The 24752-nt window shown below is 67.4% G+C and carries 19 protein-coding genes; 17 read left to right on the forward strand and 2 right to left on the reverse strand.

Annotated features, from left to right (window positions below; genetic code table 11):
- Nucleotides 1-4 precede the first annotated feature (4 nt).
- From ACFFIA_RS42145 to ACFFIA_RS42200, 12 genes are all read left to right on the forward strand, one after another.
- Entirely contained in the window at nucleotides 5-1054 is a 1050-nt protein-coding gene (locus tag ACFFIA_RS42145; protein WP_377262813.1) for a Gfo/Idh/MocA family protein, read from the forward strand.
- Nucleotides 1055-1314: 260 nt separating this feature from the next.
- Complete coding sequence (locus tag ACFFIA_RS42150) at nucleotides 1315-2304, forward strand: LacI family DNA-binding transcriptional regulator (protein WP_377262816.1); 990 nt, start codon at nucleotides 1315-1317, stop codon at nucleotides 2302-2304.
- 786 nt (nucleotides 2305-3090) lie between these two features.
- Complete coding sequence (locus ACFFIA_RS42155; protein ID WP_377262819.1) at nucleotides 3091-4746, forward strand: AMP-binding protein; 1656 nt, start codon at nucleotides 3091-3093, stop codon at nucleotides 4744-4746.
- Nucleotides 4743-5540, forward strand: coding sequence for an enoyl-CoA hydratase/isomerase family protein (locus ACFFIA_RS42160; RefSeq protein WP_377262822.1), 798 nt, complete (start codon nucleotides 4743-4745; stop codon nucleotides 5538-5540). Before ACFFIA_RS42155 ends, ACFFIA_RS42160 begins: the two co-directional genes overlap by 4 nt.
- Nucleotides 5537-6292 (forward strand): SDR family NAD(P)-dependent oxidoreductase, encoded by a 756-nt coding sequence (locus tag ACFFIA_RS42165; protein WP_377262825.1) that lies wholly within the window; start codon nucleotides 5537-5539, stop codon nucleotides 6290-6292. The genes ACFFIA_RS42160 and ACFFIA_RS42165 overlap by 4 nt, the downstream gene beginning before the upstream one ends.
- A gap of 122 nt (nucleotides 6293-6414) precedes the next feature.
- Complete coding sequence (locus tag ACFFIA_RS42170) at nucleotides 6415-8388, forward strand: CocE/NonD family hydrolase (protein ID WP_377262828.1); 1974 nt, start codon at nucleotides 6415-6417, stop codon at nucleotides 8386-8388.
- A 127-nt stretch (nucleotides 8389-8515) separates the two neighbouring features.
- The gene (locus ACFFIA_RS42175; protein WP_377262831.1) at nucleotides 8516-10027 is read left to right on the forward strand and encodes an ABC transporter substrate-binding protein; all 1512 of its coding nucleotides are present in this window, start codon (nucleotides 8516-8518) and stop codon (nucleotides 10025-10027) included.
- Nucleotides 10028-10075: 48 nt separating this feature from the next.
- Nucleotides 10076-11017, forward strand: coding sequence for an ABC transporter permease (locus tag ACFFIA_RS42180; protein WP_377262834.1), 942 nt, complete (start codon nucleotides 10076-10078; stop codon nucleotides 11015-11017).
- On the forward strand, nucleotides 11014-12999 hold the full coding sequence (locus tag ACFFIA_RS42185) for a dipeptide/oligopeptide/nickel ABC transporter permease/ATP-binding protein (RefSeq protein ID WP_377262837.1): 1986 nt from the start codon (nucleotides 11014-11016) through the stop codon (nucleotides 12997-12999). The genes ACFFIA_RS42180 and ACFFIA_RS42185 overlap by 4 nt, the downstream gene beginning before the upstream one ends.
- Entirely contained in the window at nucleotides 12968-13813 is an 846-nt protein-coding gene (locus ACFFIA_RS42190) for an ATP-binding cassette domain-containing protein (protein WP_377262840.1), read from the forward strand. Before ACFFIA_RS42185 ends, ACFFIA_RS42190 begins: the two co-directional genes overlap by 32 nt.
- Nucleotides 13776-14615, forward strand: a complete 840-nt coding sequence (locus ACFFIA_RS42195; RefSeq protein ID WP_377262843.1) for a sugar phosphate isomerase/epimerase family protein — start codon at nucleotides 13776-13778, stop codon at nucleotides 14613-14615. Before ACFFIA_RS42190 ends, ACFFIA_RS42195 begins: the two co-directional genes overlap by 38 nt.
- A gap of 19 nt (nucleotides 14616-14634) precedes the next feature.
- Complete coding sequence (locus tag ACFFIA_RS42200; protein ID WP_377262846.1) at nucleotides 14635-15669, forward strand: Gfo/Idh/MocA family protein; 1035 nt, start codon at nucleotides 14635-14637, stop codon at nucleotides 15667-15669.
- A gap of 691 nt (nucleotides 15670-16360) precedes the next feature.
- Here ACFFIA_RS42200 and ACFFIA_RS42205 read toward each other — a convergent pair.
- Together ACFFIA_RS42205 and ACFFIA_RS42210 are read right to left on the reverse strand one after the other, a co-directional pair.
- On the reverse strand, nucleotides 16361-17674 hold the full coding sequence (locus ACFFIA_RS42205; RefSeq protein ID WP_377262849.1) for an MFS transporter: 1314 nt from the start codon (nucleotides 17672-17674) through the stop codon (nucleotides 16361-16363).
- A gap of 6 nt (nucleotides 17675-17680) precedes the next feature.
- Nucleotides 17681-18511, reverse strand: coding sequence for a sulfurtransferase (locus tag ACFFIA_RS42210; RefSeq protein ID WP_377262852.1), 831 nt, complete (start codon nucleotides 18509-18511; stop codon nucleotides 17681-17683).
- 299 nt (nucleotides 18512-18810) lie between these two features.
- Here ACFFIA_RS42210 and ACFFIA_RS42215 point away from each other — a divergent pair, with 299 nt between their 5' ends.
- The 5 genes from ACFFIA_RS42215 (at nucleotide 18811) to ACFFIA_RS42235 (ending at nucleotide 24741) form a co-directional block, all read left to right on the forward strand.
- Nucleotides 18811-19692, forward strand: coding sequence for a sulfurtransferase (locus ACFFIA_RS42215; protein WP_377262855.1), 882 nt, complete (start codon nucleotides 18811-18813; stop codon nucleotides 19690-19692).
- Nucleotides 19693-19758: 66 nt separating this feature from the next.
- Nucleotides 19759-21135 (forward strand): NtaA/DmoA family FMN-dependent monooxygenase, encoded by a 1377-nt coding sequence (locus ACFFIA_RS42220; protein ID WP_377262858.1) that lies wholly within the window; start codon nucleotides 19759-19761, stop codon nucleotides 21133-21135.
- Nucleotides 21136-21167: 32 nt separating this feature from the next.
- Entirely contained in the window at nucleotides 21168-22193 is a 1026-nt protein-coding gene (locus ACFFIA_RS42225) for an ABC transporter permease (protein ID WP_377262861.1), read from the forward strand.
- Between the two features lie 5 nt (nucleotides 22194-22198).
- Nucleotides 22199-23071 (forward strand): ABC transporter permease, encoded by an 873-nt coding sequence (locus ACFFIA_RS42230; RefSeq protein WP_377262963.1) that lies wholly within the window; start codon nucleotides 22199-22201, stop codon nucleotides 23069-23071.
- Nucleotides 23068-24741, forward strand: a complete 1674-nt coding sequence (locus tag ACFFIA_RS42235; protein ID WP_377262864.1) for a dipeptide ABC transporter ATP-binding protein — start codon at nucleotides 23068-23070, stop codon at nucleotides 24739-24741. The genes ACFFIA_RS42230 and ACFFIA_RS42235 overlap by 4 nt, the downstream gene beginning before the upstream one ends.
- Nucleotides 24742-24752: the final 11 nt, after the last annotated feature.

Raw genomic sequence — 24752 nt, forward strand, 5'->3', positions numbered from 1 at the left:
GAGCATGCCAGCGCTACGCTTCGCCGTCGTCGGATGCGGGGTCATCGGCCGGGTCCACGCTGCCGCCATCGCGTCGCTCGCCCCGCACGCGCGGTTCGTCCTGGCCGTAGACGAGGACCTCCGCCACGCCGAGGCCCTCGCACAGCGGTACGACGTGAAGGCCACCGACTCTGTCGCCGACGCGCTCAACCGCGACGACATCGACGCCGTCGCCGTCTGCACGCCCAGCGGCACTCACGCCGACCTGGCCATTGTGGCGATGCGGTCAGGCAAGCACGCCGTGGTGGAAAAGCCGCTGGACGTCACCGTCGATGCGGCCCGGCGAGTAGCCGCCGTACAGCGGCAGACCGGACGGACGCTGACCGTCATCAGCCAGCACCGCTTCGATCCCGCCAGCCAGGCCGTCCACGAGGCCATTCGCGGTGGACGGCTCGGGCGGCTCACCTCAGGTGTCGCCAGCGTCGCCTGGTGGCGCGACCAGTCCTACTACGACTCCGCCGGCTGGCGGGGCACCTGGGCGCTCGACGGCGGCGGCGCCGTGATGAATCAGGGCATCCACACCATCGACCTGCTGCTGTGGATGCTCGGCACACCGGTCGAACTGTTCGCGTACGTTGACTTGCTCGCCCACGAGCGAATCGAGGTCGAGGATACGGCCGCCGCCGCCATCCGGTTCGCCAGCGGAGCCCTCGGTACCATCCACTGCACCACCGCCGCTCACCCGGGCCTTACCGCGAGGCTCCAGATCCACGGCGACCGCGGCTCCGCCGCCATCGACAACAATGAGCTGAGCTACCTCTACCTGAACGGGAACCAGCCTGGCCCGCCGTCCCTCGATCCCACACCGGCACGGTCCACAGCGGCGGATCCAGCCGCGCTGGAAGCCGCTGCGCACGCCGCCCAGTACCGGGACTTCGTGGCTGCGGTGCGGGACCGCCGTGAGCCCTTGGTCACGGTCGCGGACAGCATTCGCAGTGTCGGCGTGATCAGCGCCATCTACCAGTCGGCGCGCACCCGCCAACCGGTCGACCTTCAGGGTCTGCCGTTCGCCTGACGCAGATGGTGGCTCGAGGGTGGAGTTTGGCGATGCCCGGGGTTCGACTGGCGTGAAAGTGGCCTTCGCGCCTTACGCGGTCGCGCGTTTCGATGTGCCTCCAGGCTGAGGTGGCCGCCGGCACCTTCCGAGTCGCCTGACCGCCGGGGTGCGCTCGGTGTGGTATAGAACGTGGGCGTGGCGCTGGCCATGTCGGGTCGGGCAGCGACGGTCGTATAGTCGAGAGAGCGTCGAACTCCTCCGATCGAACGGGTGGCTTGGTGGCAACGATCTATGACGTCGCGAAACTCGCGGAGGTCAGTCCCTCGACCGTGTCGCTCGCGCTCAACAATCCGGGCCGAGTCAAGCCGAGCACGTTGCAGCGCATTCTGCAGGTCGCCGACGAGATCGGGTTCGTGCCGAAGACCGAGGCCGTGACGCGCGCTCGTCGTGGCGTTGGACGGCTTGGCGTGATGGCCCCGCTGACGTCGTATCCCTCTTTTGGGCGTCGGCTGAACGGCGTTCTTCGCGCTACGCGGGACAGCTCGTGGGAGATCGTCGTCTACGACCAGGAGTCGGCCGCGGTAACCTCGCCTACGCTGGCCATGATCCCGTTGACGCGTCGGCTCGATGGCCTGATCATCATGTCTTTGCCGGTGGATGACGTGGTCGCCCAGCGGCTGGTCACGCAGCAGCTGCCTACCGTTCTGGTTGATACCCAGCACTCGCTGTTCAGCAGCGTGGCCATTGACGACGGTGAAGGCGGCCGGCTTGTCGCGGAGTACCTTCTCGAACGCGGCCATGAGCGGTTCGCGTTCGTCAGTGAGGAGAAGCGGGGGCAGCGTGGCCATCTACGACCGGAAGCGCGGTTGGAGGCGTTTCGGAAGACGTTGGCCGGCGCCGGGCTCGACCTTCCCGACAGCCATGTGCGGCATGTGTCGTACATGGTCGAAGGCGGGCGCCGCGCGGCGCACGAGCTGCTCAACCTGCCCGTCCGGCCGACGGCGATCTTCGCGCATGACGACATCCTGGCCTCGGGGGTCCTGATGGCCGCACGCGACCGAGGACTTCGAGTGCCGGAGGAACTCGCGGTCGTCGGGTTCGACGACGCCGATGTCGCCGAGCCACTGGGATTGACGACCGTTCGGCAGCCGCTGGAGGAGTCCGGTGAGCTGGCCGCGCAGATTTTGCTTGGCCAACTCGCCACGCCGGGGCGAAGCGTTCACCAGACGACCTTGCGACTGTCGCTGGTCGTGCGGTCAAGCGCGTAGCACGGCGCCCGGAACCCTCTTCGCGCTCGGCGACTACTCTACGTAATCGCAAGTGGGTCAATTCTGGTGTCTCTTCGTCAGACATCGCCAGAGCTTGCTTCGTGGGCCAACGTTCTATAGTCGCCGTGCGACAACGTGACCAGGATGGTGGACCCGGCGAGGCCGGGTTCATTCGCTTGCGCTGACACCACGCTCCCGCGTGCCGTCGTGGTTGCGGCTTGTAATCAAACTGCTCCGATAGGAGGGGTTGACAAGTGTGTGTCGTCGGTGTTTCCTGTGAGCTAACTCGCCGTGACGAGGGCGGGAGCAGGTAAGACAGGCGCCCCTGACCCGTCCCACGCCGAACGCGGAGGGACTGACGACTGGCGCACAGTGGAGGCGATCGTGGCTCTTGGCGAGATTGTCGAAGACGTGCCGTCGCGTGGCCCGCACGCGGTGGCCGTGGCCCTTGACGCTCAAACCTTCAGAGACAGCACGAACCGGTGGCGTCGACCAGCGGCGCCTGGAACGTGCCCGCGACCGGTTGAAGCACCGGACGTGCGACGGCAGCCGCCGGCGGCGTCCCCGACGGGCGATCCGAGGCACAGGGGGCGAGCGACCTTGCCCAGGTAGGACCTGGCGACGGCTGCGGGCAGACGCGGTCACGCGTGCAGGACCGGCGATGTACCAGACAACGCCGTGATTGCCGTCGACGACGGCTTCGTTCCCACCTCGGGTTCGCATTCTGCGACCCGCCACCAACACGGCCATCAAGAGATGGCAGCGCTAGCCCTCAGGAGGTCGACGGTGTCCACGCCGCTGCGGCGATCGCTTGATCTGCTCGCCGACTATCAGGCCGCCGGCGCCTGCGCCGCGCAGATCCTGTGTGATCGGCACGATCCCACCGCCCGGGCTTTCACGGTAATCAATGATGACCTGACCAGCGAAGATCTCACCTACGGGCAGCTGCGGGCCGAGTCGACGGCGGTGGCGGGCAGCCTCGCCCGACTCGGGGTCGGGCCCGGTGACCGGGTGGCGACGCTGGCAGGGAAAAGCCGACCGTACCTGGTTACGGTGATGGCGATCTGGCGCCTCGGGGCCGTGCACGTGCCGCTGTTCACAGCGTTCGCGCCGGCGGCCATCGCGGAGCGGTTGGCGGCCAGCCGCGCGAAGGTGGTGGTGTGCGACACCAGGCAACGACCGAAGCTCACACAGGGACGCGGCATCACTGGTGCCTACCCGTCCCACGTCGTCGTCATCCGGGACGCGGACGACGCCTTGGACCCTGCGGACCTGGACTTCGCTGAGCTCGCTACGTTCGCCAACTCCGCGGATCCGACCGCGGCGGTCGGCGGGGACGCGCCGATGGTGCAGATCTACACCTCGGGCACGACCGGCCGTCCCAAAGCGGTCGCGATACCAGTCAAGGCGCTGGCGACCTGGCAGACATATCTGGAGTACGGGCTCGACGTCACGGACGATGACGTGTTCTGGTGCGCCGCCGACCCGGGCTGGACCTACGGCCTCTACGTCGCGCTGGCCGGCCCGCTGGCCGCAGGGCGTCGCTCGTTGGTTGTCCGGCCGCAGTTCAACCCCGCCACCACCTGGTCCGTCCTGGCGAGGTTTGGGATCACCAACTTCGCCGCCGCTCCAACGATCTACCGGGCCCTGCGCGGCCTGCCCACCATCCCGGAGCGGCCTCGGCTGGCGTTGCGGCGGGCGTCGAGCGCCGGCGAACCGCTTACGCCGGAGGTCAACCAGTGGGCACCTGACGCGATCGGCGTCCCGGTTCATGACCACTTCGGACAGACCGAGGCCGGGATGCTGCTGTGTAACCACCACCATGCGGACCTCGCTAGGCCGCTGCGGCCTGGATCGATGGGTCATCCGGCGCCCGGCTGGTCCGCCGCGGTTCTGTACGAGGACCGGGACCAGCCAGCCCCACCTGGAACGGTCGGTCGCATCGCCTTCAACCTCGCCGACAGCCCGATGGCGTGGTTTACCGGCTACCTGGACGAACCCGACAAGACAGCGGAGAAGTTCACCGCGGACGGCCGCTGGTACCTTACCGGCGACACAGGAAGCTGCGACGACGACGGCTACTTCCGCTTCCACGCCCGCGACGACGACGTCATCATCATGGCCGGCTACCGCATCGGCCCGTTCGACGTCGAGTCGGTGCTGTCCAGCCACTCAGCTGTCGCCGAATGCGCCGTGATCGCCGCACCCGACCGAATGCGCGGCGAGGTCATCGAAGCGTATGTCGTCCTCGCCGGCGGCACGGATCCGAGCCCGGACCTTGCCACTGAGCTTCAACAGTGGGTGAAGGACGGCTACGGGGCTCATGCACATCCACGCACAGTCCACTTCGTACCCGACCTACCCAAGACGCTCAGCGGAAAGCTTCGCCGCAACGTCCTACGGGACCAGCGCCGTGCCGAACTCGCCGAGGTGAACGGATGACCACGGTCGACAGGGGAGGCCCGCCGCTGACTGTCGAGCGGCGATCGAACCGGGCGTGGCTGCGGCTCAACCGGCCGGCCAAGCGCAACGCGCTCAACCCGGCACTCGTCGGCGCACTCGGTGCTGCGGTGCGGGACGCTGTCGACGACGAGCGGGTCAGGGTCATCGTCATCGCCGGTAACGGACCTTCCTTCTGCGCCGGTGCTGACCTCGGCTACCTGCACGACTGTGCTCGATTGGGCCGTGACCCGCTGACATTTCTGCGGACGGTCAGCGACATCTTCACGGCCATCGCGCACAGCCCCAAACCGGTCGTCGCCGCCGTCCACGGTCACGCCGTAGCCGGGGGCCTCGAACTGGCCCTGGTCTGCGATGTCGTAGTCGCTCAAACCGGAACTCTGATCGGCGACGGGCACGTGCGCAACGGACTGGTGCCTGGCGGCGGTTCCAGCCTCCGGTTGCCGCGACTTGTCGGGGAGCCGCTGGCACGCTGGCTGCTCCTGACGGGAGAACTCGTCCCCGCCGAGCAGTTGCTGCCGAGCGGCCTCGTGCACGCGGTCATACCACACGAGGGGTTTGACGAGGGAGTCGATGACGTGGCGGCACGCCTGGCGGGCGTTCACGCCGGAGCCCAACGTGTCGTCAAGACACTGCTCCATCAGGCGCGCCGCCACGACGACGCCCTCCTGGACGCCGAACTCGCGGCGTTCGCTTCTCACTGGGCCACCACGGACATGGCGTCCAACCTCAACGCGTTCCGTCATGCCGGTCCAGCAGAGGTTGATGCCTCATGAGCGTTTTCAACGGACACGTCATCGCCATTACCGGCGCAGGACAAGGACTCGGTCGAGCGATGGCACAGCGGTTCGCTGCCGAAGGCGCTGTCGTCGCCCTCGCCGACCTCAACCCAGAGTCCGTAGCCAGGGTTGGCGACGATCTTCGCCGTCGGGGCACGACCTGCCGAGCGGATCAGCTCGACGTGGCTTCGCCCACCGATGTCAATCGATGGATTCGCGACCTGTGCCAGGAGTACGGCCGCATCGACGTCATGGTCAACAACGCGGGCGTGATTCGCGACAACCGAGTCGAAAACATCACCGACGACGACTGGCGCCGAGTGCTCGACGTCAACCTGACCGGCGCCTTCCATTGCGTACGGGCCGTGCTCCCGGTCATGCGATCTCGGCAGTACGGGAGGATCCTGTTCTTCTCGTCCATGTCGTGGCGCGGCAATTTCGGGCAAGCGAACTACGTCGCCGCCAAAGCTGGGATCGTCGGCCTCACGCGTGCCGTGGCCCTGGAGGGAGCAAGGGACGGCATCACCTCCAACGCCATCGCTCCTGGCCTCATCGAGACGCCGATGCTGGCTTCCATGAACGATCGAGCCAGGGACAAGCTCGTCGGCAAGGTTCCCATGGGCCGTACCGGTCAACCTGGCGACATCGCGGAGGCGGCGACATTTCTCTGCTCCCCGGCGGCCGGCTACATCACCGGTGTCGTCCTCGATGTCGACGGCGGCGTATCAATCGGGTCTTCGCTGCGATGACACGGCCCGCAAACGAATCGGAACGAGGCGAATGATGACTTGTCGGCCGCGACACCGCCTCACCGGTACCGCAGTCCCTGCGCGATAGGTACGGCCAGATGAGCCGAGTCAACGGAGGAAGCATGTCCGCTGTCCATGAAGCTGTATCGGCATCGTCCGGACGCGCCCCCTACGGCGTGTCCGTGCTTCGAGACGTCCGCATCCCGACCGAAGATCCGGCGGTCACGCTCTCGGCCGACCTGTTCCTACCGGTCGGCGCGGCGGCGGTGCCCGCGTTGGTCATGCTGCTGCCCTATCGCAAGGACGCCGTGTGGGGCATCCGCGACACCGCGACGTTCCGCTGGTATGCCAGGCACGGCTACGCCAGCGTCGTGGTCGACTTCCGAGGCTGTGGTTCGTCAGACGGCCTGCAACGCCCTCCCTTCGACTCAGGTGAGGCCTTCGACGGCGTGGCCGCCGTCGAATGGGCGGCGAAGCAGCCGTGGTGCAGCGGAAATGTCGGCATGTGGGGTCCCTCGTACGGCGCCGTGACATCGTTGCGCACCGCGAGCCGGCAACCGCCATCGCTCAAAGCCATCATGCCGATCGTCGGCATGACCGATCCAGAACGCGATTTCGTCCACCCATCCGGCATGCGAGGCATGGGGTCCATCGCCTCCTGGGGGTCGCAGCAACTGCTGTATCAGCTCCTGCCACCGCTGCGGGAATACCACTCCGCAGTCGAGCAGCAGCGGTGGCTGAGCCGCATGCACGCGGCGGAGCCCTGGGTTCTGGACCTCGTGCGACGAGGACCAGGCGATCCGGAATGGCGGCTCCGCGCCATTGAGGCCTCGAACGTCACCGTTCCCGCCTTCTGCATCGGCGGCTGGCGTGACTTCTTCCTCGAGGGGACGTTTCGGGCCTACGAACAGATCGACGCCCCGAAGAAGCTGCTTGTCGGACCGTGGATGCACGACCTGCCCGATGCTCAGCCGGTCGAACCCGTCAACTTCCGCCAGCTGAGCCTGCGGTGGTGGGACTACTGGCTCAACGGAGTCGACAACGGTGTCATGGACGAACCGGCCGTCACCTTGTACCTGCAGGGCGACAAGCCGAGATGGCACCAGTTTCCGAGCTGGCCGCCAACCCAGGACGAAGTCCGGCTGGCAACCGCTGGCAACACCGCCCTTGTCAGATTGGCGGACAACGAGACGGGGGGCGATCCGAGTGGGATCATTGGTGAAGCTCCCATGGACCCCACCGTCGGGATCCTGAGTGGACTGTCGACGGCGCCAGGCGGGGGTTCGGGACGTGCCCTCGACCAGCACGACGACGATATGCGCAGCCTCACCTGCACCAGTGAGGCCCTCACCGACGCGCTGGTGATCGCTGGCCGTCCACGAGTCGCGTTGCGTCTGGAGAAAGGCCGCTCCCCAGCGCGAGTGGCGATACGGCTCGCCGAGGTCGATCCCCGCGGGTCCTCGAACCTCATCGGGGCGGGCGAGGTCGCGCATCCCGGGACTGCCTGCACCGTGACGCTGACACCGACCTACCACGAGGTCGCCGCGGGAAACCGCCTGCGTGTCGTCGTGAGCGATGCGGACTTTCCCAGGCTCTGGCCGGTATCCGGCGCCGCCGAAGGCGGGCACCGGCTGCGCGTGGCTGCGGCCGAACTCAACCTGCCTGTCGTGTCCGACCCGGTCAGCGTGGAGGTGAGCCTGCCGGCGCCCGAACAGGCCGCTCCCGAGAGCAGCGGTGTGGCGTTGCAACGCCCGTCGTGGACGCTGACGCGGGACCACGTCAACGACACGGTCAAGGTGAGCGTCGCCCATGAGATGGTCGCCCCGACGCCCGAGAGCAGGCATCTGCTCGAGATCTACAAGGACATGACGGCCAGCGTCAACCGTCGAAACCCGTCGGCCGCGGTCGCTCGCGGCACTGCCTCGGCCATCGCTCGGCTGACCAGCGGCGAGACCGTCGACGTTCGCGCGTCCCTGCAGATCACCGGCGCGGCTCTGTCCGCCGACGCCGAAATCCACGTCGACGGCCTGACGGTCTTCTCCCGCCGGTGGGACCTGGCGGTTCCCGGCCCAACCCCTGAAGCGCCGGGCGAGTGAGGTGAGCTCCTTGACCACTTGGCACGCCCCGTCTACCTGACAGAAAGGCCTGCAAATGAGAGCTGATAACAGAGCCGACAGCAGAGCAGACACATCCTCGTCGGTCAGGACCCTCGTAGGACGCGTCATGGCCGTCGGTATGTCCGCCGCGGTACTTCTGACCACCGCGTGCACGCTCGATGGGACCAACGAGGAAAGCGGATCGGCTCCCACCCTCAACATCGGCTTTCAGTTCCAACCGAACAGCCTGGATCCCGCGAAGATCAACAGGGCGTACGCATGGTACGTCAACCTGGCCTACGATTCGCTCATCTACTGGGCGCCTGACGGCAGTCTTCAGCCGCGGCTGGCGACGTCGTGGAACTATGCCGGGTCGGACAACCGGATATTCGAGATGAAGCTCCGGCCGAACGTCACCTTCAGCGACGGATCGACGCTGACCGCGGACACGGTCAAGGCGAACATCGACCATTTCCGCGCCGCGGGCACCGTTACCTCACCCTTCCTGGCGGCGGTTGCCTCCGTCGAGGTGGTGGACCCGTCGACCGTCCGGCTCAACCTGTCGAAGCCCAACCCGGAGCTGCCGAGGATTCTCACACAGCACTACCTGGCTGGAAGCGTGATCAGCGGTGAGGCGTTGAAGAATCCGGAGCAGCTCGCCACCATGACAGCCGGCGCTGGGGCATACGTCCTTGATCCTTCCGCGACTGTGGCCAACGACCACTACACCTACAAGCCCAACCCTCGATACTGGGACGAGGCGAACATCCACTACGACAAGGTAGTGATCAAAGTCCTGCCCAACCAGAACACGGCGCTGAGCGCGATGAAGACCGGGCAGATCGACATACTCCAGGGAGTCATCGACACCGCGGCGGCGGCCAAGTCGGCGGGTTTTCAGGTCGTCTACTCTCCGCAGGTCTTCCAGGGGCTCGCCCTCGCCGATCGAGGCGGCGAGGTGCTCCGGCCACTCGGGGACGTACGCGTCCGGCAAGCACTGAACTACGCGGTCGACCGAGTGAAGATCACAAAAGGGCTCTTCGGAGAGTACGGGCTGCCGACCGAACAGATCGTCCTTCCCGGTGTCGACGGATACAACGACGCGACGGTGTATCCGTACGATCCGCAGAAGGCCAAGCAGCTCCTCGCGGACGCCGGGTACCCAGCAGGCTTCACGCTTCCGGTGCCGACCACCTCCGTCAACGTCAAGATCGCGCAGGCTATCGCAGACGACCTGGCCGCTGTCGGCGTGCGGATGGAGATCAAGAACAGCGACAACGCCAACAACTACTTCACCGACATCGCCAGCAAGAAATTCCCCGCGTACGCCATCAACAACGGGTCCGAGACGATGTACCTGAAGGGTCCGCTGCTGTTCCTGCCCGAGGGGGCGCAGTTCAACCCGTTCCGGAGCTCGGACGGGGAGATCTCGAGGCTCTACGACGAGTCCGCCACGGCTGACGCGAGTACAAGAGTCGAAATCGACAAGAAGATCGTCGCCAGACTCCGCGACCAGGCGTGGTTCGTTCCCGTTTCGTTCGTTCCCGTGTTCTTTTTCGCCCGGCCGACCGTGGCCGGTGTCCAGTCAACGCCGAACCTGCCCACGCCCTGCCCGAATGAATGGCGGCCGCAGCCCTAGGGGCGTCTTCGCCAGGGCGGTCCGCGAACGAAAGGTTGGCGATCTACGATGTGGCGTTTGATCGTTCGGCGCCTATTAATGTCGGTTCCCTTGTTAGGCGTCGTCTCGTTGTTGACATTCGTGCTGACTGCGCTCACGCCGGGCGACACGGCACGGACGATCCTTGGCGAGAGCTACACGCCCGAGGGGTATGCGCAGCTTCGACACCAACTGGGCCTCGACCGGCCGCTGATAGCGCAGTACGGAGACTGGCTCGCAGGGGCGGTCCGCGGAGATCTCGGCATATCGCCCATCAGCGGGCTGAACGTCAGCGACCAGATCGTGTCCCGGATGGGCACGACACTGTCGCTCGCGATCGTGACCACGGCTTTGGCGACAGTTTTCGGTGTCGCGCTGGGGGTGATGAGCGCGGTCCGCGGGGGAGCGATCGGCAGGTTCGTGGATGTTCTCTCGCTCACCGGGTTCGCCCTCCCGAACTTCTGGTTCGCGCTCGTGCTGGTCACCGTGTTCGCGGTGCATCTGAGGCTGCTGCCGGCTACCGGCTACGTTCCTATCAGCGCCTCGGCGTCGGGATGGGCCAGAAGTTTGATCCTGCCGGTTGTGGCGTTGGCTGTGCACGCGGTCGCGGTTATCGCCAAGCAAACCCGGGACGGGATGCTGGAGACGCTCAGTCGGGACTTCGTGTTCAGCCTGCGCGCGAACGGCGCCTCGGAGGTATCTGTCGTGTTCCGGCACGCACTTCGGAACGCGGCGATCCCAGTGGTCACGGTGATCGGCCTGCTCGTTGTGAACCTGCTTGGCGGCGTGGTGCTCATCGAGGCGGTATTCGCGATGCCGGGACTGGGCGGGCTGGCAGTGGACGCCACGCTGCAGCACGACGTGCCAGTGATCCAGGGCGTCGCGGTGACCTTCACCGTGATGGTCGTCCTGGTCAACCTGCTTGTCGACCTCACGTACGGCTGGCTCAATCCAAAGGTCCGCACATCATGACGGCAATAGTTCAGGGATCTCTCGCGTCAGACAGCCCTGGCGGGGCGACCTCGACGAGGGGATTGGCACGGATCCTCTGGAGTGGACTACTTCGGCGTCCGGTGGCTCTCGCATCACTGGTCTACCTAGGCCTGGTGGCTGCGGCATCCGCTGCGGCACCACTGCTCGCGCCATACGATCCCGCCGCGACCGATCTGGTCAACGTCCTGACCGGACCGACAGCCGATCACCTGCTCGGCACTGACGACCTCGGCCGTGACGTGCTGACGCGGCTGATGTACGGCGGGAGGATCAGCCTGATCGGTGTGGCCGAAGCCGTGGCCACCCTCCTGATACTCGGCGTCTGCGTCGGCGTGGTGGCCGGGTACGTCGGCGGCTGGGTCGACCGTTTGTCCTCCTGGGCGATCGACATCATGCTCGCCCTTCCAGGCTTCGTCATTCTGCTCGTCGTGCTGGCCGTGTTCGGAACCAGCGACACCATCGCCATGGTCGCACTTGGCGTCCTCGGCGCACCCCAGGTCGCTCGCGTCGTCCGGGCCGCGACCTTGTCCGTCCGCGCCGAGTTGTACGTCACCGCCGCCCGCGTCGCCGGCCTTCCCACATGGCGCATCATCCACGGCCAGGTCCTGCCGAGACTGACTGGTCCTATCCTGGTGCAGGCCGCCATCCATGCCGGCGGCGCTCTGCTGGCCCAGGCCGGGCTGAGCTATCTCGGACTCATCGCACAGCCCCCCACACCGACCTGGGGCGGCATGGTCGCCGAGGGCTCCGCCGTCATCGACCGGCAGCCTTGGCTGCTCGTACCGCCGGGCGTCGTGATCGGACTGGCGATCCTGGCGTTCGGCCTGCTGGGAGACGCCATCCGCGACATCACCGCCGAGCGTATCGCCCGCTCCCCGGCGGCCGTGCGGTCGGCGAAGGGACCTGCGGTCGGGCAGGAGACGGTAGACGACCACAGCGAGCCCGAACCGGGATCGATCCTGTCGCTGCGCGACCTGACCTTCGCCATCACCTCGAACGCAGGCCCCGCCACCGTCATCGAGTCCGCCACCCTGCACGTCAACAAGGGTGAAACCGTGGGCCTCGTCGGTGAATCCGGCTGCGGCAAGTCCCTTACCGGGCGCGCGGTGCTTGGCCTCCTACCGCCTGGCGGACGCATCGTCTCCGGACACATCCACTTCGACGGCAAGGAGCTGACCACCCTCACCCGCGCCGCATGGCGCAAGAACCGCGGGACGGGGATAGCGCTCATCTCACAAGAACCGCTGAGCAGTCTCGATCCAACATTCACCGTCGGCCAGCAGGTCGCCGAGCTCGTCCGCCGCCATAACGGCGGCAGCAGGAGAGCAGTGCGCGAACGCACCTTGGACCTGCTGCGGCAGGTGCGCCTGTCCGACCCCGAGGCCGTGGCGCGACGCTACCCCCACCAGCTCTCGGGAGGAATGGCACAGCGGGTAGCCATCGCCATCGCGCTCGCCGGAAACCCGAAGTTGCTCATCGCCGACGAACCAACCACCGCGCTCGACGTCACCGTCCAGTCCGAGATCCTCGACCTGATTCGCGCCCTCCAACGGGAAAACGACATGGCAGTCCTGCTCATCAGCCACGACTGGGGCGTGATACGTGGCATCTGCACACGGGCCTACGTGATGTACGCCGGGCACATCGTCGAATCCGCGCCGGTCGCGGACCTCGTGGACCAGCCTCGGCACCCCTACACCGCGGCTCTACTGGCCTGCAGCCCAGGCCGCGCACAGCCGAGAACCCCTTTGGCGACGATCTCCGGCGCGGTGCCAGCGCCGGGCGCATGGCCGACAGGATGCCACTTCCACCCCCGATGCCCCTTGGCCGGGCCGGAATGCACCCACAGCCCCATCCCACTCATCGACGCCACCAGCACTCATGACACACGCTGCGTCCATCACACACAGGTGACGAAGGAAGGTGCACATGGCCGAGCCGCCGCTCCTCAACGTCCGTGACCTGACCGTGTGCTATCCGGCCCGGCGCCGGCAACGCGCCGTGCAGGCACTGGAAGAGGTGAGCATCCATCTGGCAGCGGGGGAGACGCTCGGCGTCGTCGGCGAGTCCGGTTCGGGCAAATCCACCCTCGGCAACGCCATCCTCGGGCTCGTGCGGCCCACCGCTGGCCGCATCATGTTCGACGGCGACGACATCTCCCACACACCGAGACGGGCGCGTCGCCGCTTGGCCACCCGAATGCAGGTCGTCTTCCAGGATCCGTACAGCTCACTGAACCCCTCCCGCACCATCGGCCACACCCTGGCCGAGCCGCTGCGAGTGCACCGAGAGCTGTCTCGCGCAGAGGCAGTGGCCCGTGTCGTCGACGTCCTCGACCGTGTTGGTCTGTCCAATCAGGCCGTAGACAAGTACCCTGCCCAATTCTCCGGCGGGCAACGCCAGCGAATCGCGATCGCCCGTGCACTCGTCCTCGAACCCGAACTCGTCATCTGCGACGAGCCGACCAGCGCACTCGACCTTTCCGTGCAGGCGCAGATCCTGAACCTTCTCCTCGAACTCCAGCACGACCTCGGTCTGGCCTACCTGTTCATCTCCCACGACATCGAAGTCATCCGGCACATGGCCCATCGCGTCGCGGTCCTCCTGAAGGGCAGGCTGGTGGAAGAGGGGTCGACGGACCAGATCGCGGCGGCTCCAGCACACCCATACACCCGCACGCTGCTCGCCGCCGCACTGCCGCACACAAAATCATCCGTTCACTCGCCGGAACGTCTCGATGGAGGGCGCGATGTGGGTACTCTCCGGGTTCGCTGACGAGATCTCCGCTGACCTGGATGTGCAATGCCGCACGCTCACCGAGCTGGGGCTGACGCATCTGGAGTTTCGCAGCGCCTGGAACGTCAACGTGCTCGACCTGGAAGACGACCAGCTACGGACCGTGGCGAGCATGCTGCGCCAAGCGGGCTTGTCGGTCTCGTCGATCGGCTCACCGATCGGGAAGGTCGCGATCGAAGCCGACTTCGACCAGCACCTGCGCCGCTTCGACCAAGCGCTGCGTGTCTCCGAGATTCTCGCGGCGCCTTACATCCGGCTATTCTCCTTCCTCATCCCAGACGGGACCGATCCCGGCAAGCACCGAGATGAGGTGCTACGGCGGATGGCGCTTCTCGCCGACCGCGTCTCGGGCCACGACGTCACCCTGCTGCACGAGAACGAGAAAGGTATCTACGGCGACTCGCCCGAACGCTGTCTGGACATTGTGGAAAGTGTCGGTTCACCGAGACTGCGACTGGCATGGGATGCCGCCAACTTCGTGCAGTGTGGGTTCCAGCCGTACACGGACGCGTACCAGAAGCTGCGGCCCTACCTGGAGTACGTCCAGGTCAAGGACGCACGGCTGGACACCGGACGAGTGGTGGCCGCGGGCCTGGGCGACGGTGAGGTACGGGAGACGGTCGCGGCCCTGCACAGCGACGGATTCGACGGCTTCTTCTCGCTGGAGCCGCACTTAGCCGACGCCGGCCACCTCGGCGGGTTCAGCGGCCCCGAACTGTTCGCCGTGGCGCATCAGGCGTTCGTCCGCGTGCTGAACGAACAAGGCATCGAATACCGCTAGAAGAAAGGGTGCTCACAAAATGCGCTTCGCCGTCATCGGCTGTGGAACCATCGGTCAAGTACACGCCGCCGCGATCGCCGGGCTGGCGCCGCGAGCCCGATTCGCGTTGGCTGTCGACGAAGACCCCACACGCGCCAAATCCCTCGCCGCCGCCCACGGCGCCGATGCGGTCAGCTCGATAGACGAAGCGCTGACGTGGCCTGGCATCGACGCCGTCGCGGTGTGCACCCCTAGCGGCACCCACGCCGACCTGGCGATCCGTGCCATGCGGGCCGGCAAGCACGTCGTCGTGGAAAAACCCTTGGACGTCAGCCTGGACGCGGCTCTGCCAGTGGCCAGGGCCCAGCGCGACACCGGCAAGACCGCAACCGTCATCAGCCAGCACCGCTTCGACCCCTCCAGCCAGACCCTGATCCGAGCTGTCCGAAGCGGAACGCTCGGCCGGCTGACCTCCGGTGTCGTCAGCGTCTCCTGGTGGCGGGAACAGTCCTACTACGACTCGGCCCCTTGGCGTGGTACCCAGGCACTCGACGGCGGCGGCGCCCTGATAAACCAAGGCATCCACACCATCGACCTGCTGCTCTGGATGCTCGGCACACCAGCGGAGGTATTCGCCCACACCGCCTGCCTCACCCACGAACGCGTTGAGATCGAGGACACTGCCACCGCAACCATCCGCTTCACCAACGGAGCCCTCGCCGTGGTGCACTGCACAACCGCCGCGTACCCAGGGCTCACAGCCCGACTTCAGATCCACGGCGACCGCGGCTCGGCCGTCATCGACAACGATCAGCTCACCTACCTGTACCCGAACGCAGACCCCGCCCAACCAACCAGCGTCGCTGACCGCGGCGCACAACCAACGACATCCGCAATCGCGGACCCCACGTCACTCCCTGGCGCTGCCCACGCCGCTCAGTACCAGGACTTCGTCGCCGCCATACGAGAGGACCGCCCACCGCTGGTCACGATCGAAGACGGCATCCGTAGCCTCGCGGTGATCAGCGCCTTCTACCAATCCGCACGAACCCGCCAGCCAGTCAGCATCGCGTGAGCGACACTCCACGCCTAACCGCGGCTACGATTCGGGCGGCGACCTCATACCGGGGCTGCCACCTGGGTACGTCCGTAACCACCGCACGGCTTTGGCTGTCGACGCCGACCGGCGTAGGCCGAGCACAGGTGTCCATCGTCCACCTTGGAATGTGGGCGCCGTATCTGGGGCCAAGTCGACGCAACGGATCCGGTCGCGGTGCTGGGGCACACACCGAGGGCGGATCGCCCGCCCTGATCGTCCCTGATTCAGTCACGTCGTCATCCCATTCCATGCCCAGGCTCCGGTGGAGCACCCGATCCCTGAAGTCGTCGGACAAGGCGGTATTCACCGCGGTCGTCGCCGTGTGCGTGTGACCGGGCTGCCCCTGTATCAGCACATCCCCTCGGTCACCGCCTCGCATCAGGATCTGTCGACCGGAGCGCCGCCGAGTCGCTTGCATCGCTGGATGGCGGCGTCCCGGTGTGCGGGCTCGGCGTCCACTGCCCGACACCGGCGGTTGCCGCCCGCCCGTTGTTCCGCAGCACCTCTTGTCGGCGAGCATCACTTTGGCGCCGGCCTGGGCGGCGGCGAATCTCCTTCCCCGTCCCCGCCGGTCTGCAGCTTGCCACGAGGATGTCTGAGCTGACCTCCAGGCCGTTGGTGTCGTCTTGCACGATCTGTGGCCGCGGTCGTTTGGCCGGAAAGTGGGTCATGGGGTCGGGTTCTCGCCGTCGTAGGCGTGGAAGGTGTGGTTGCCTCGCGCGAGGAGCCAGATGAGGAGGGTCATGGTGAGGCCGCCGAACAGCAGTGGGCTCCATGCTGCGGTGGCCGTGGCGACGGCACCGGTGAGGACCCCGCCGAGCCGCGGCCCGCCCTGTACGACGGTGCTGAACACGCCCTGGACACGTCCGCGCAGGTGGTCGGGAACGGCGGACTGCAGCATCGTCATCCGGAAGATCGTGGCGATGTTGTCGGTCACGCCGGTGAGCACCAGCACCAGTGTGAGGACGCCGATCGTGACCGGTCGGGCAATCTCGCCGGGATCAGGTAGGAGGCCGTAGCCGAGCAGCACTGCGCCGGCTGCCGCCATGGCGAAGGCGTACGCATGGGTGGAACGGACGATCGCGCGGCCGTGGTAGCGGACCTTGCCGAGCCTGCCGGAGAAGATGCCGGACAGGATGGTGCCGGCGGCGCTTCCGGCGGTGAGGACGCCGACGGTGGTGGCGCCGCCGCCGAGCACGCTCGCGCCGAGCGCCGGGAAGAGCACCCTCGGCTGGGCGAGTGTCATCGCGACGAGGTCGAGCAGGAGGGCGAAGCGGGTGTTGGCGGCCGAGGCCAGGAACGCGATGCCTTCCTTGAAGGTGTGCATAGCGTTCTTGATCGGCTTGTGGTCGGGCAGGATTGCCGGTAGCGAGTAGATGCCGAGGAATGCCGCGGTGTGTAGTACCAGGTCGACCCAGTAGGCGAGGGTGAAGCCACCGGTGGTGACGGCGGCGGCCGCGAGCAGCGGCCCGACGGTTGTCATGATGCCGAGGTTGATGCCGTTGAGGGCGCCTGCGGCCGGTAGCAGATGGCGGGGTAGCAGGCGCGGGACGATGGCCCGGCGGGTGATGTTGCCGGCCGTCCCGGCGACCGAGTTGATCAGGGTCAGGCCGTAGAGCAGCCACAGCAGGTCGCCGCCGAGCGAGGCGTGGGCGGTGATGCCGCCGATCGACAGCCACGAGACGATGGTGCAGCCCAGTGCCAGTCGCCGCCGGTCGAGGCGGTCGGCCAGCGTTCCGGCGTAGAGCCCGACGAACATCATGGGTATTAGTGCGGTGCCGGCGACCATGGCGACGGCGAAGGTGGAGCCGGTGAGAGCGTAGACCTGCAGCCCCACCGTCATGACGGTCATCTGCTCACCGATGCTGGCGACGGCGGTGCCCAGCCATAGCCGGCGGAACGCCTTGTTGGTGGTCAGTGGGCTGAGGTCGAGGAGCACCCGATCGCGGGCCGGGGGTGCGTCGGCCGGTGCTGAGGTCATCGGCCGCTATCGGACGAGGGGGCGGTTCGGGTCGGCCGTCCACTCCGAGGCCGAGCCGACGTAGAGCCGAGCGGTCCTGCCGAGGGTGGCGAGGACGAATACCTCCATCGCCGCCGCGACGCCGCTGCCGCAGTAGGCGCCGAAGGGGGTATCGGTGTCCAGCCCGTGGGGCATGAAGCGGACCTGCAGTTCGTCGGCGGGCAACAGGTATCCGTCGTCGGTGAAGTTGCCGTCCGCCGGGACGTTGATTGCACCCGGGATGTGTCCGGCGCCGTCGGCGGTGCCCGCGAACCGGACCGCCGGGCGCGCGTCGATGAGCCGCCCCACCCTGGCCAGCTCGGCGACGTCGGGCAGTTCGACGTTTGGTAGCTGGCCGGGCTTGATCACGAACTCGCTCTGGGCGGGCCTGGGCTCGTGTCCCTGCGCGAGGGCTCCTCCGGCGGAGGCCCAGGCGTCCAGCCCACCGTCCAGCAGTTTGACCGACTCCACACCCGCCCAGCGCAGCAGCCACCAGGCCCGGGCAGGCGCGGCCGATCGGGTCGCTCCGTAGACGACGACCGGGGTGCCACGGTCTATGCCCCACCGCCGGACGGTCGCCTGGAAGGTGTCGGGGTGGGGGAGCGGGCGTCGTCCGTTGCTGCCTGTGCTCGTCCCGGCAAGGTCGGCGTCGAGGTCCGCGAACTGCGCGCCGGGCAGGTGCCCGTCGAGGTAGCCGGCACGGTTCGGATGCTCGGGGCCCACCTGGCGGACGTCCAGCAGCATGGGTGCGCCGCTGACGAGTAGTGCGTTCAGGTCGGCAACCGAGATGAGGTTGTCTCGTCGCGGATTGGATGTCATGTGTTCACCTGGCCGTCCTCGGTATGGCGCGGTTCGATTTTTGTATCAGGTATGCCTATAACAAAGTTGCTGATGGCGGCGGAGATTGTTCCATCGGCTGGTTCAGTAGCCCTTCTTCTGGTACTGGGACTAGTTTCGTCGGCTTGGTGCATGCCTGGGCTGCTGTGGGAGTTCCCTGCATCTCAGTCGACTCAACGATCGGGTAGGGCTGCCGGGCATCCCTCCACTATGGAGGTAACAGTTATCCCAAGTTCTGAGACAGTTCCTTGAAAACCTATAGGCTTAGTATAGATTACCGGATGACGGTAAGCGAGATCAGGGAAGGTGCCATGGCCGACTCGGTGGTACGACCCGAGCTACTACGCGAGCAACTCGACGACCCCCACTTGGCGGTGATCGAGGTCCACGCTTCCGCGGCGGCGCGCGACCAGGTGGAGGGGCTCATCCCCGGATCGCGGCCGGTGTTCTGGAAGGATCTGGCCTGGCATCCGACCGACCGGCTACTGGCTGGCGGAGAGGAGATCTCGAGGCGGCTGTTCGCGCTGGGCGCCGGCGAGGGCTCCCGGATCGTGCTCGCCGGCGACCCGACCCAGTTCGCGTCGTACGTGGTTTGGGCCGCGCGGGTCCGCGGCTACCACGGCATCGGCTACCTGGACGGGGGGTTGGAGGCCTGGCGAGCACTCGGCCTGCCGACGTCGGCGGAGAGGCAGGTGGCCAGGCAACCACCGACCCGGCCGCTGGCCGTCCCGACCGCGGCGGCGCGAGATACCGGCCAGCTGATCGGCCGCGACGAACTGCGCGGCCTGCTCGGCGAGCCGGGGGTCGCGATCGTCGACTTCCGCAGTCCTGAGGAGTACGCCGGCGAGCGGGTCAGCGGGCTCAACGCACCCATCGACCACGGAGCCGAGCGACACGGCCGCATCCCCGGCGCCCGGCACCTGTTCTTCCGCGAACTCCTCGACGAAACCGGCCGCATCCTCCCGGCCGAACAGGCCCGCAAAGTGGCCGAGGCGCGCGGGGTCTTCGAGGCCGAGCGGGTCGTCGTCTACTGCCGGCTATCCCACCGCTCGACGCTGGGCTGGCTCACCCTCACCGAGGTTCTCGGCCTCGACAACGTGCGCGTCTACGACGGCTCCTGGACCGAGTGGGGCAGCATCGTCGGCTTCCCCGTCGAGAAGTAACGCTCACCGGACACCCGACACCGCTGGCACACCTACCCCGCACAAAGCACCACGGAGAGGCGCACCATGACCGAGAAGCAGCCGAAGTCGCTCACCCTCAACCTCAATCTCATCCCGGGCGGGGTCTTCCCGGGTGCGTGGCGTACCGGCACAGACGGCCAGCATTTCAGCACCCTCGACCACTACATCGAGGCCGCGAAGATCGCAGAGCGCGGCCTGTTCGACGCCGTCTTCCTCGCCGACACCCCGGTATGGCGCTACCGCGGCGAATACCGCCCGTTCCGGGGCCTGGACCCGACGCTGGCACACGCCGCCATCGCGCAGCACACTAGCCACATCGGGCTTGTCGCGACGGCGTCGACGTCGTACAACTCCGCCTACAACCTGGCCCGCCGCATCGCCTCTCTGGACCACATCAGCAACGGCCGGGCCGCCTGGAACATCGTGGCGACCAACGGTGACGACGTCGCCCAGAACTTCGGCCTTGAGTACGGGCTCGACCACGCCGAGCGCTACCGGCGCGCCCACGAGTTCGTCGAGGCGGTGTTGCGGCTGTGGGACAGTTGGGCCGACGACGCCTGGGTGGCCAACACCGAGACCGGCGTCTACGTCGACAACGCAAGGATCCGCGACGTCGATTACGCGGGGGAGTACGTCACCGTCAAGGGACCCCTCAACCTGCCCCGGTCCCCGCAGGGACATCCGGTGCTCATCCAAGCAGGCTCCTCGGCGGACGGCATCGGCCTGGCCTCCCGTTTCGCCGACGCCGTCTACACCGTCCAGAACACCATCGAAACCGCGCTCGCCTTCCGCAAGAAGATCCGCGACCTGGCCACCGGATGGGGCCGCGACCCCGACACGGTCAAGGTGCTGCCCGGCCTCATCACCATCGTCGGTGACACCGAGGAGGCCGCCCGCAGACGCGAACGCGAGCTGCAGGAGCTGCACACCGAGCACTACGCCATCAATGCCCTCGCGCTGCAGATTGGCGTGCCTGTCGAGGCGCTGGAGCTGAACAAGGAACTGCCTTGGGACCTGGTGCCGCCGGACGGCGCTCTCGGTGCCTCGGGAGGCCACTTCGCCGCTCTCATCGCGAGCGCGAAGCGCGACTCCCTCACGGTGCGGCAGATCATCGCGCGCCAGGGCGGCGGACTTACTCACATCTCCGCCATCGGCTCTGCCGAACAGGTCGCCGACCAGATCGAGACGTGGTACCGCGCCGGCGCCAGCGACGGCTTCAACGTCATGTCGGCGGCGCTGCCCGAGGTGGCGGAGAACTTCGTCGACCACGTCGTCCCGCTGTTGCAGAGCAAGGGCATCTTCCGCACCGAGTACCCCGGCACCACCTTGCGCGACACCCTCGGCCTGCCTCGCCCCGCCGACGGCTGGGAGGGCTTCATCAACACCGCACGCGGGCCGGCCGGGGAGGCGGCCTTCAGCTGAGGTCGGGCGTGGGCTGACACGGACGGAGCACCATGAGCATCGCACCACCACAACGACCGGCCGAGGTGGACGCCGAACACGCGGAGTCCATCCTGCAGGTGTCGGCGGCCGCACGCGTCAGCGCGCACCGCCGGTTCGTCGCGAGGTACGTCACCGAGAAGGTACTCTCGGCCGTCTTCGTCCTGTGGGCAGCCGCATCGCTGAGTTTCCTGGCCGTGCACCTGGCGCCCGGTGACCCCGCCCTCATGCTCATGGGCGAGGTCAAGACACCCGAACTGCGCGCGACCATCGAGGCCGACTGGGGGCTCGACGAACCGCTGATCACCCAGTACCTCGACTACTTCGGCCGGCTCCTGAGCGGCGACCTCGGCTACTCCTACGTCCAGCGCGTGCCGGTCAACGAGATCCTGTTCGGGCCGCGGCTGCTCAACAGCGCCAAGCTCACCGTCTTCGCGGCGCTACTCGCCGTCCTCCTCGCGGTGGTGGTCGCCGTCCTGTCCGCCTCGCGGCGTGGTCCGGGGTCGGCCCTGCTCAACATCGTCGAGCTGACCTTTGCCTCGGTCCCCTCCTTCTGGCTCGGCCTGGTTCTCATCAGCGTCTTCGCGTTCGGACTGGGCTGGTTCCCGGTGACAGCCGGCAGCGAGTTGCAGAAGCTGATCCTTCCCGGCTTCACTCTCGCACTGCCGCTGGCCGCGGTCCTGGCGCAGGTGATCCGGGAGGGGATCGAGCGATCCCTCGAACAGCCCTACTCGGTGACCGCTCTGATGCGCGGGATCAGCCACGCACAGCTCAAGCGGCGCCATGCCCTGCGGCACTCCCTCATCCCGGCGACCACCCTGGCCGGCTGGTCGGTGGGCGGGATGCTGACGGGCACGGTCATCGTCGAGCAGGTCTTCGGCCGCTCCGGAATCGGGCAGGCGACCGTCACCGCCGTGCGCCAGCAGGACATCCCAGTCGTGCTCGGGATCGCCCTGGCGGCGGCAACGATCTACGTCCTGGTCAACACGGTGGTCGACATCCTCTATGTCTGGATCGACCCCCGCCTCAAGGCGGCGTGAGCATCATGGCCAGCGCCAACCCGACCCTCGCCCCGGCACCCGGGGTGATCGCGACCCGCAAAGTCTCTGCCCGGCTGCCGTTCGGAGTCGTCGTCTCCCTGCTCTACCTGGCCGTCCTGACCCTCGCTGTGGTGGCCCCTGGCCTGCTGGCGACACAGGACCCACTGTTCTCCGACGTGACCCGGGCGCTGCTCCCGCCGAGCCTGCACAACCCGTTGGGCACCGACCACCTCGGCCGCGACGTGCTCACCCGGATCATCCACGGGGCGAGGTACTCCCTGTTTATCGGTGTCGCCTCCACCGTGCTCGGCGTCGCCGTCGGGGTCGTCCTCGGCCTTGTCGCCGGCGCCTCGCACCGGCTCGTCAACGAGGGCATCTCCCGCTTCTTCGACGTCATCGGCGCGTTCCCCGACCTGCTGTTCGCCCTCATGCTGATCACCTTCACCGGGCCCGGGACGTGGAATCTCATCTTCGCCATCGGAATTGCCTCGGCACCGCGCTACGGGCGGATCGTGCGCGCCGAGACGTTGAGGGTCAAAGAGTCGGAGTACGTTGCCCAGGCCCGGCTCACCCTGACCTCCGGCGTCCGGAACGCCGTCAAGCACATCCTGCCCAACGCCCTCGGCACGGTGCCGATCCTGGCGACCCTCGGCGTGGGTACCGCCATCCTCGGCGCGGCCGGCCTGAGCTTTCTCGGCTTCGGCCCCGAGCCGCCACAGCCGGAGTGGGGCTCGATGCTTTCCGAGGCGCGCAGCGACCTTCGCGTCGCCTGGTGGGCCGGATTCTTTCCCGGCCTGTTCATCACGCTGACCGTCATCGCCGTCTCGGTGGTGGGCCGGCATCTGCAGCTCAGGTTCGAACGGAGGCGCGAAGCATGACCGCCCCGCTGCTGTCCCGGGATGGGGATGCCACCCGACTTCCCGACCAGGCTGCCGATACCCTTGTCACGATCCGTGGCCTCAAGGTCTCCTTCGACGGGGTCCGTCGCCTCGACGGCACACACCACCACGTCGTCGACGATGTCGACCTGACCGTGACGCGCGGCAAGATCCTGGCCGTCGTCGGCGAGTCCGGCTCGGGCAAGTCGGTCACCGCCCGCACCCTGGTCGGGCTCGCCGGAACCGGCGCCCGGGTCACCGCGCGGCGATTCGACATGTTCGGCGAGGACGTCACGAACTACACCGAGCGCGACTGGCGGCGGCTGCGTGGCCGCCGCGTCGGTTTCGTCCTGCAAGACGCCCTCACCTCCCTGGACCCGCTCAAGACGATCGAGCAGGAGATCGCCGAAGGGCTCGACCCCACGCTGTCCAAGACCGGCCGCGCCGAACGTGTCACCGAACTCCTGGCGGCCGTCGGCATCCCGGAGCCGCAGGAGCGCCGCCGGCAGTACCCGCACCAGCTCTCCGGCGGCCAGCGGCAGCGCGCTCTCATCGCCTCCGCCATCGCCGGTGACCCCGGACTGCTCATCGCCGACGAACCCACCACGGCGCTGGACGTCACGATCCAGGCACAGATCCTTGAGTTGATCGCGGGCATGGCACGGCAGGGCCGCGGCGTGATCCTCATCAGCCACGACCTGTCGGTGGTCGCGAACCTCGCCGACGAGGTCCTCGTGATGCACGAAGGACGGATAGTGGAGTCCGGACCGGTGCGGCAGGTCATCGACACGCCCTCGCACGACTACACCCGCCAGCTCATCGCGGCGGTTCCCGGTGCCCACTCCCGTGGGCGGCGCCTGGCGCTGGAATCGGCTCCACGCGTCACCACCCGGACCGCGCCGCTTTCGGACAGGCCGGCCGTGGTCGAGGTCAACGGTGTCGGCAAGTGGTACCGGGCCCGGGGCGGCCGTGAGTTCCGTGCCGCAGAGCAGGTCAGCTTCGTCGTACGCCCCGGCGAGATCGTCGGCCTCGTCGGTGAGTCGGGATCCGGAAAGTCGACGGTCGCGAAGATCGTGACCGGCCTGCTGCGGCCGGACGCCGGCGAGGTCGTCGTCGCCGGCACCGAGTGGAGTTCGAGCCGCACCCGGCGGGCGCACCTCGGGCTGGTCCAGCTGATCGCCCAGGACTCGCTCGGCTCGTTCGATCCGCGCTACACCGTCCGGGAGATCATCGCCGAGACGGTCCGGCTGCGCATCCGGGACCGGCGCCAACGCAACCGCCGGATCGCCGAGCTACTCGATTTGGTACGGCTGCCCGCGGACACCATCGACCGGCTGCCCAGGCATCTGTCCGGCGGGCAGCGTCAGCGGGTCTCGATCGCCCGGGCGCTCGGCTGCGAGCCACGGGTGCTCGTCTGTGACGAGCCGGTCTCCGCACTCGACGTGTCGGTCCAAGCCCAGATCCTCGACCTCGTCGACGACCTCAGGGCGCACACCGACGCCGCCCTGCTGTTCATCTCCCATGACATCGGCGTCATCCACCACCTGGCCGACACCGTGCTCGTGATGCACCGCGGGCGCATCGTCGAACGCGGTGCGGCACATGAAGTGTTCACCAACCCCACCGATGACTACACCCGCAGCCTGATCAGTGCCGTCCCGGTCCTGTAGGCCGGCGGCGC

Source organism: Phytohabitans kaempferiae, from assembly GCF_042433955.1.
Taxonomy (GTDB): domain Bacteria; phylum Actinomycetota; class Actinomycetes; order Mycobacteriales; family Micromonosporaceae; genus Phytohabitans; species Phytohabitans kaempferiae.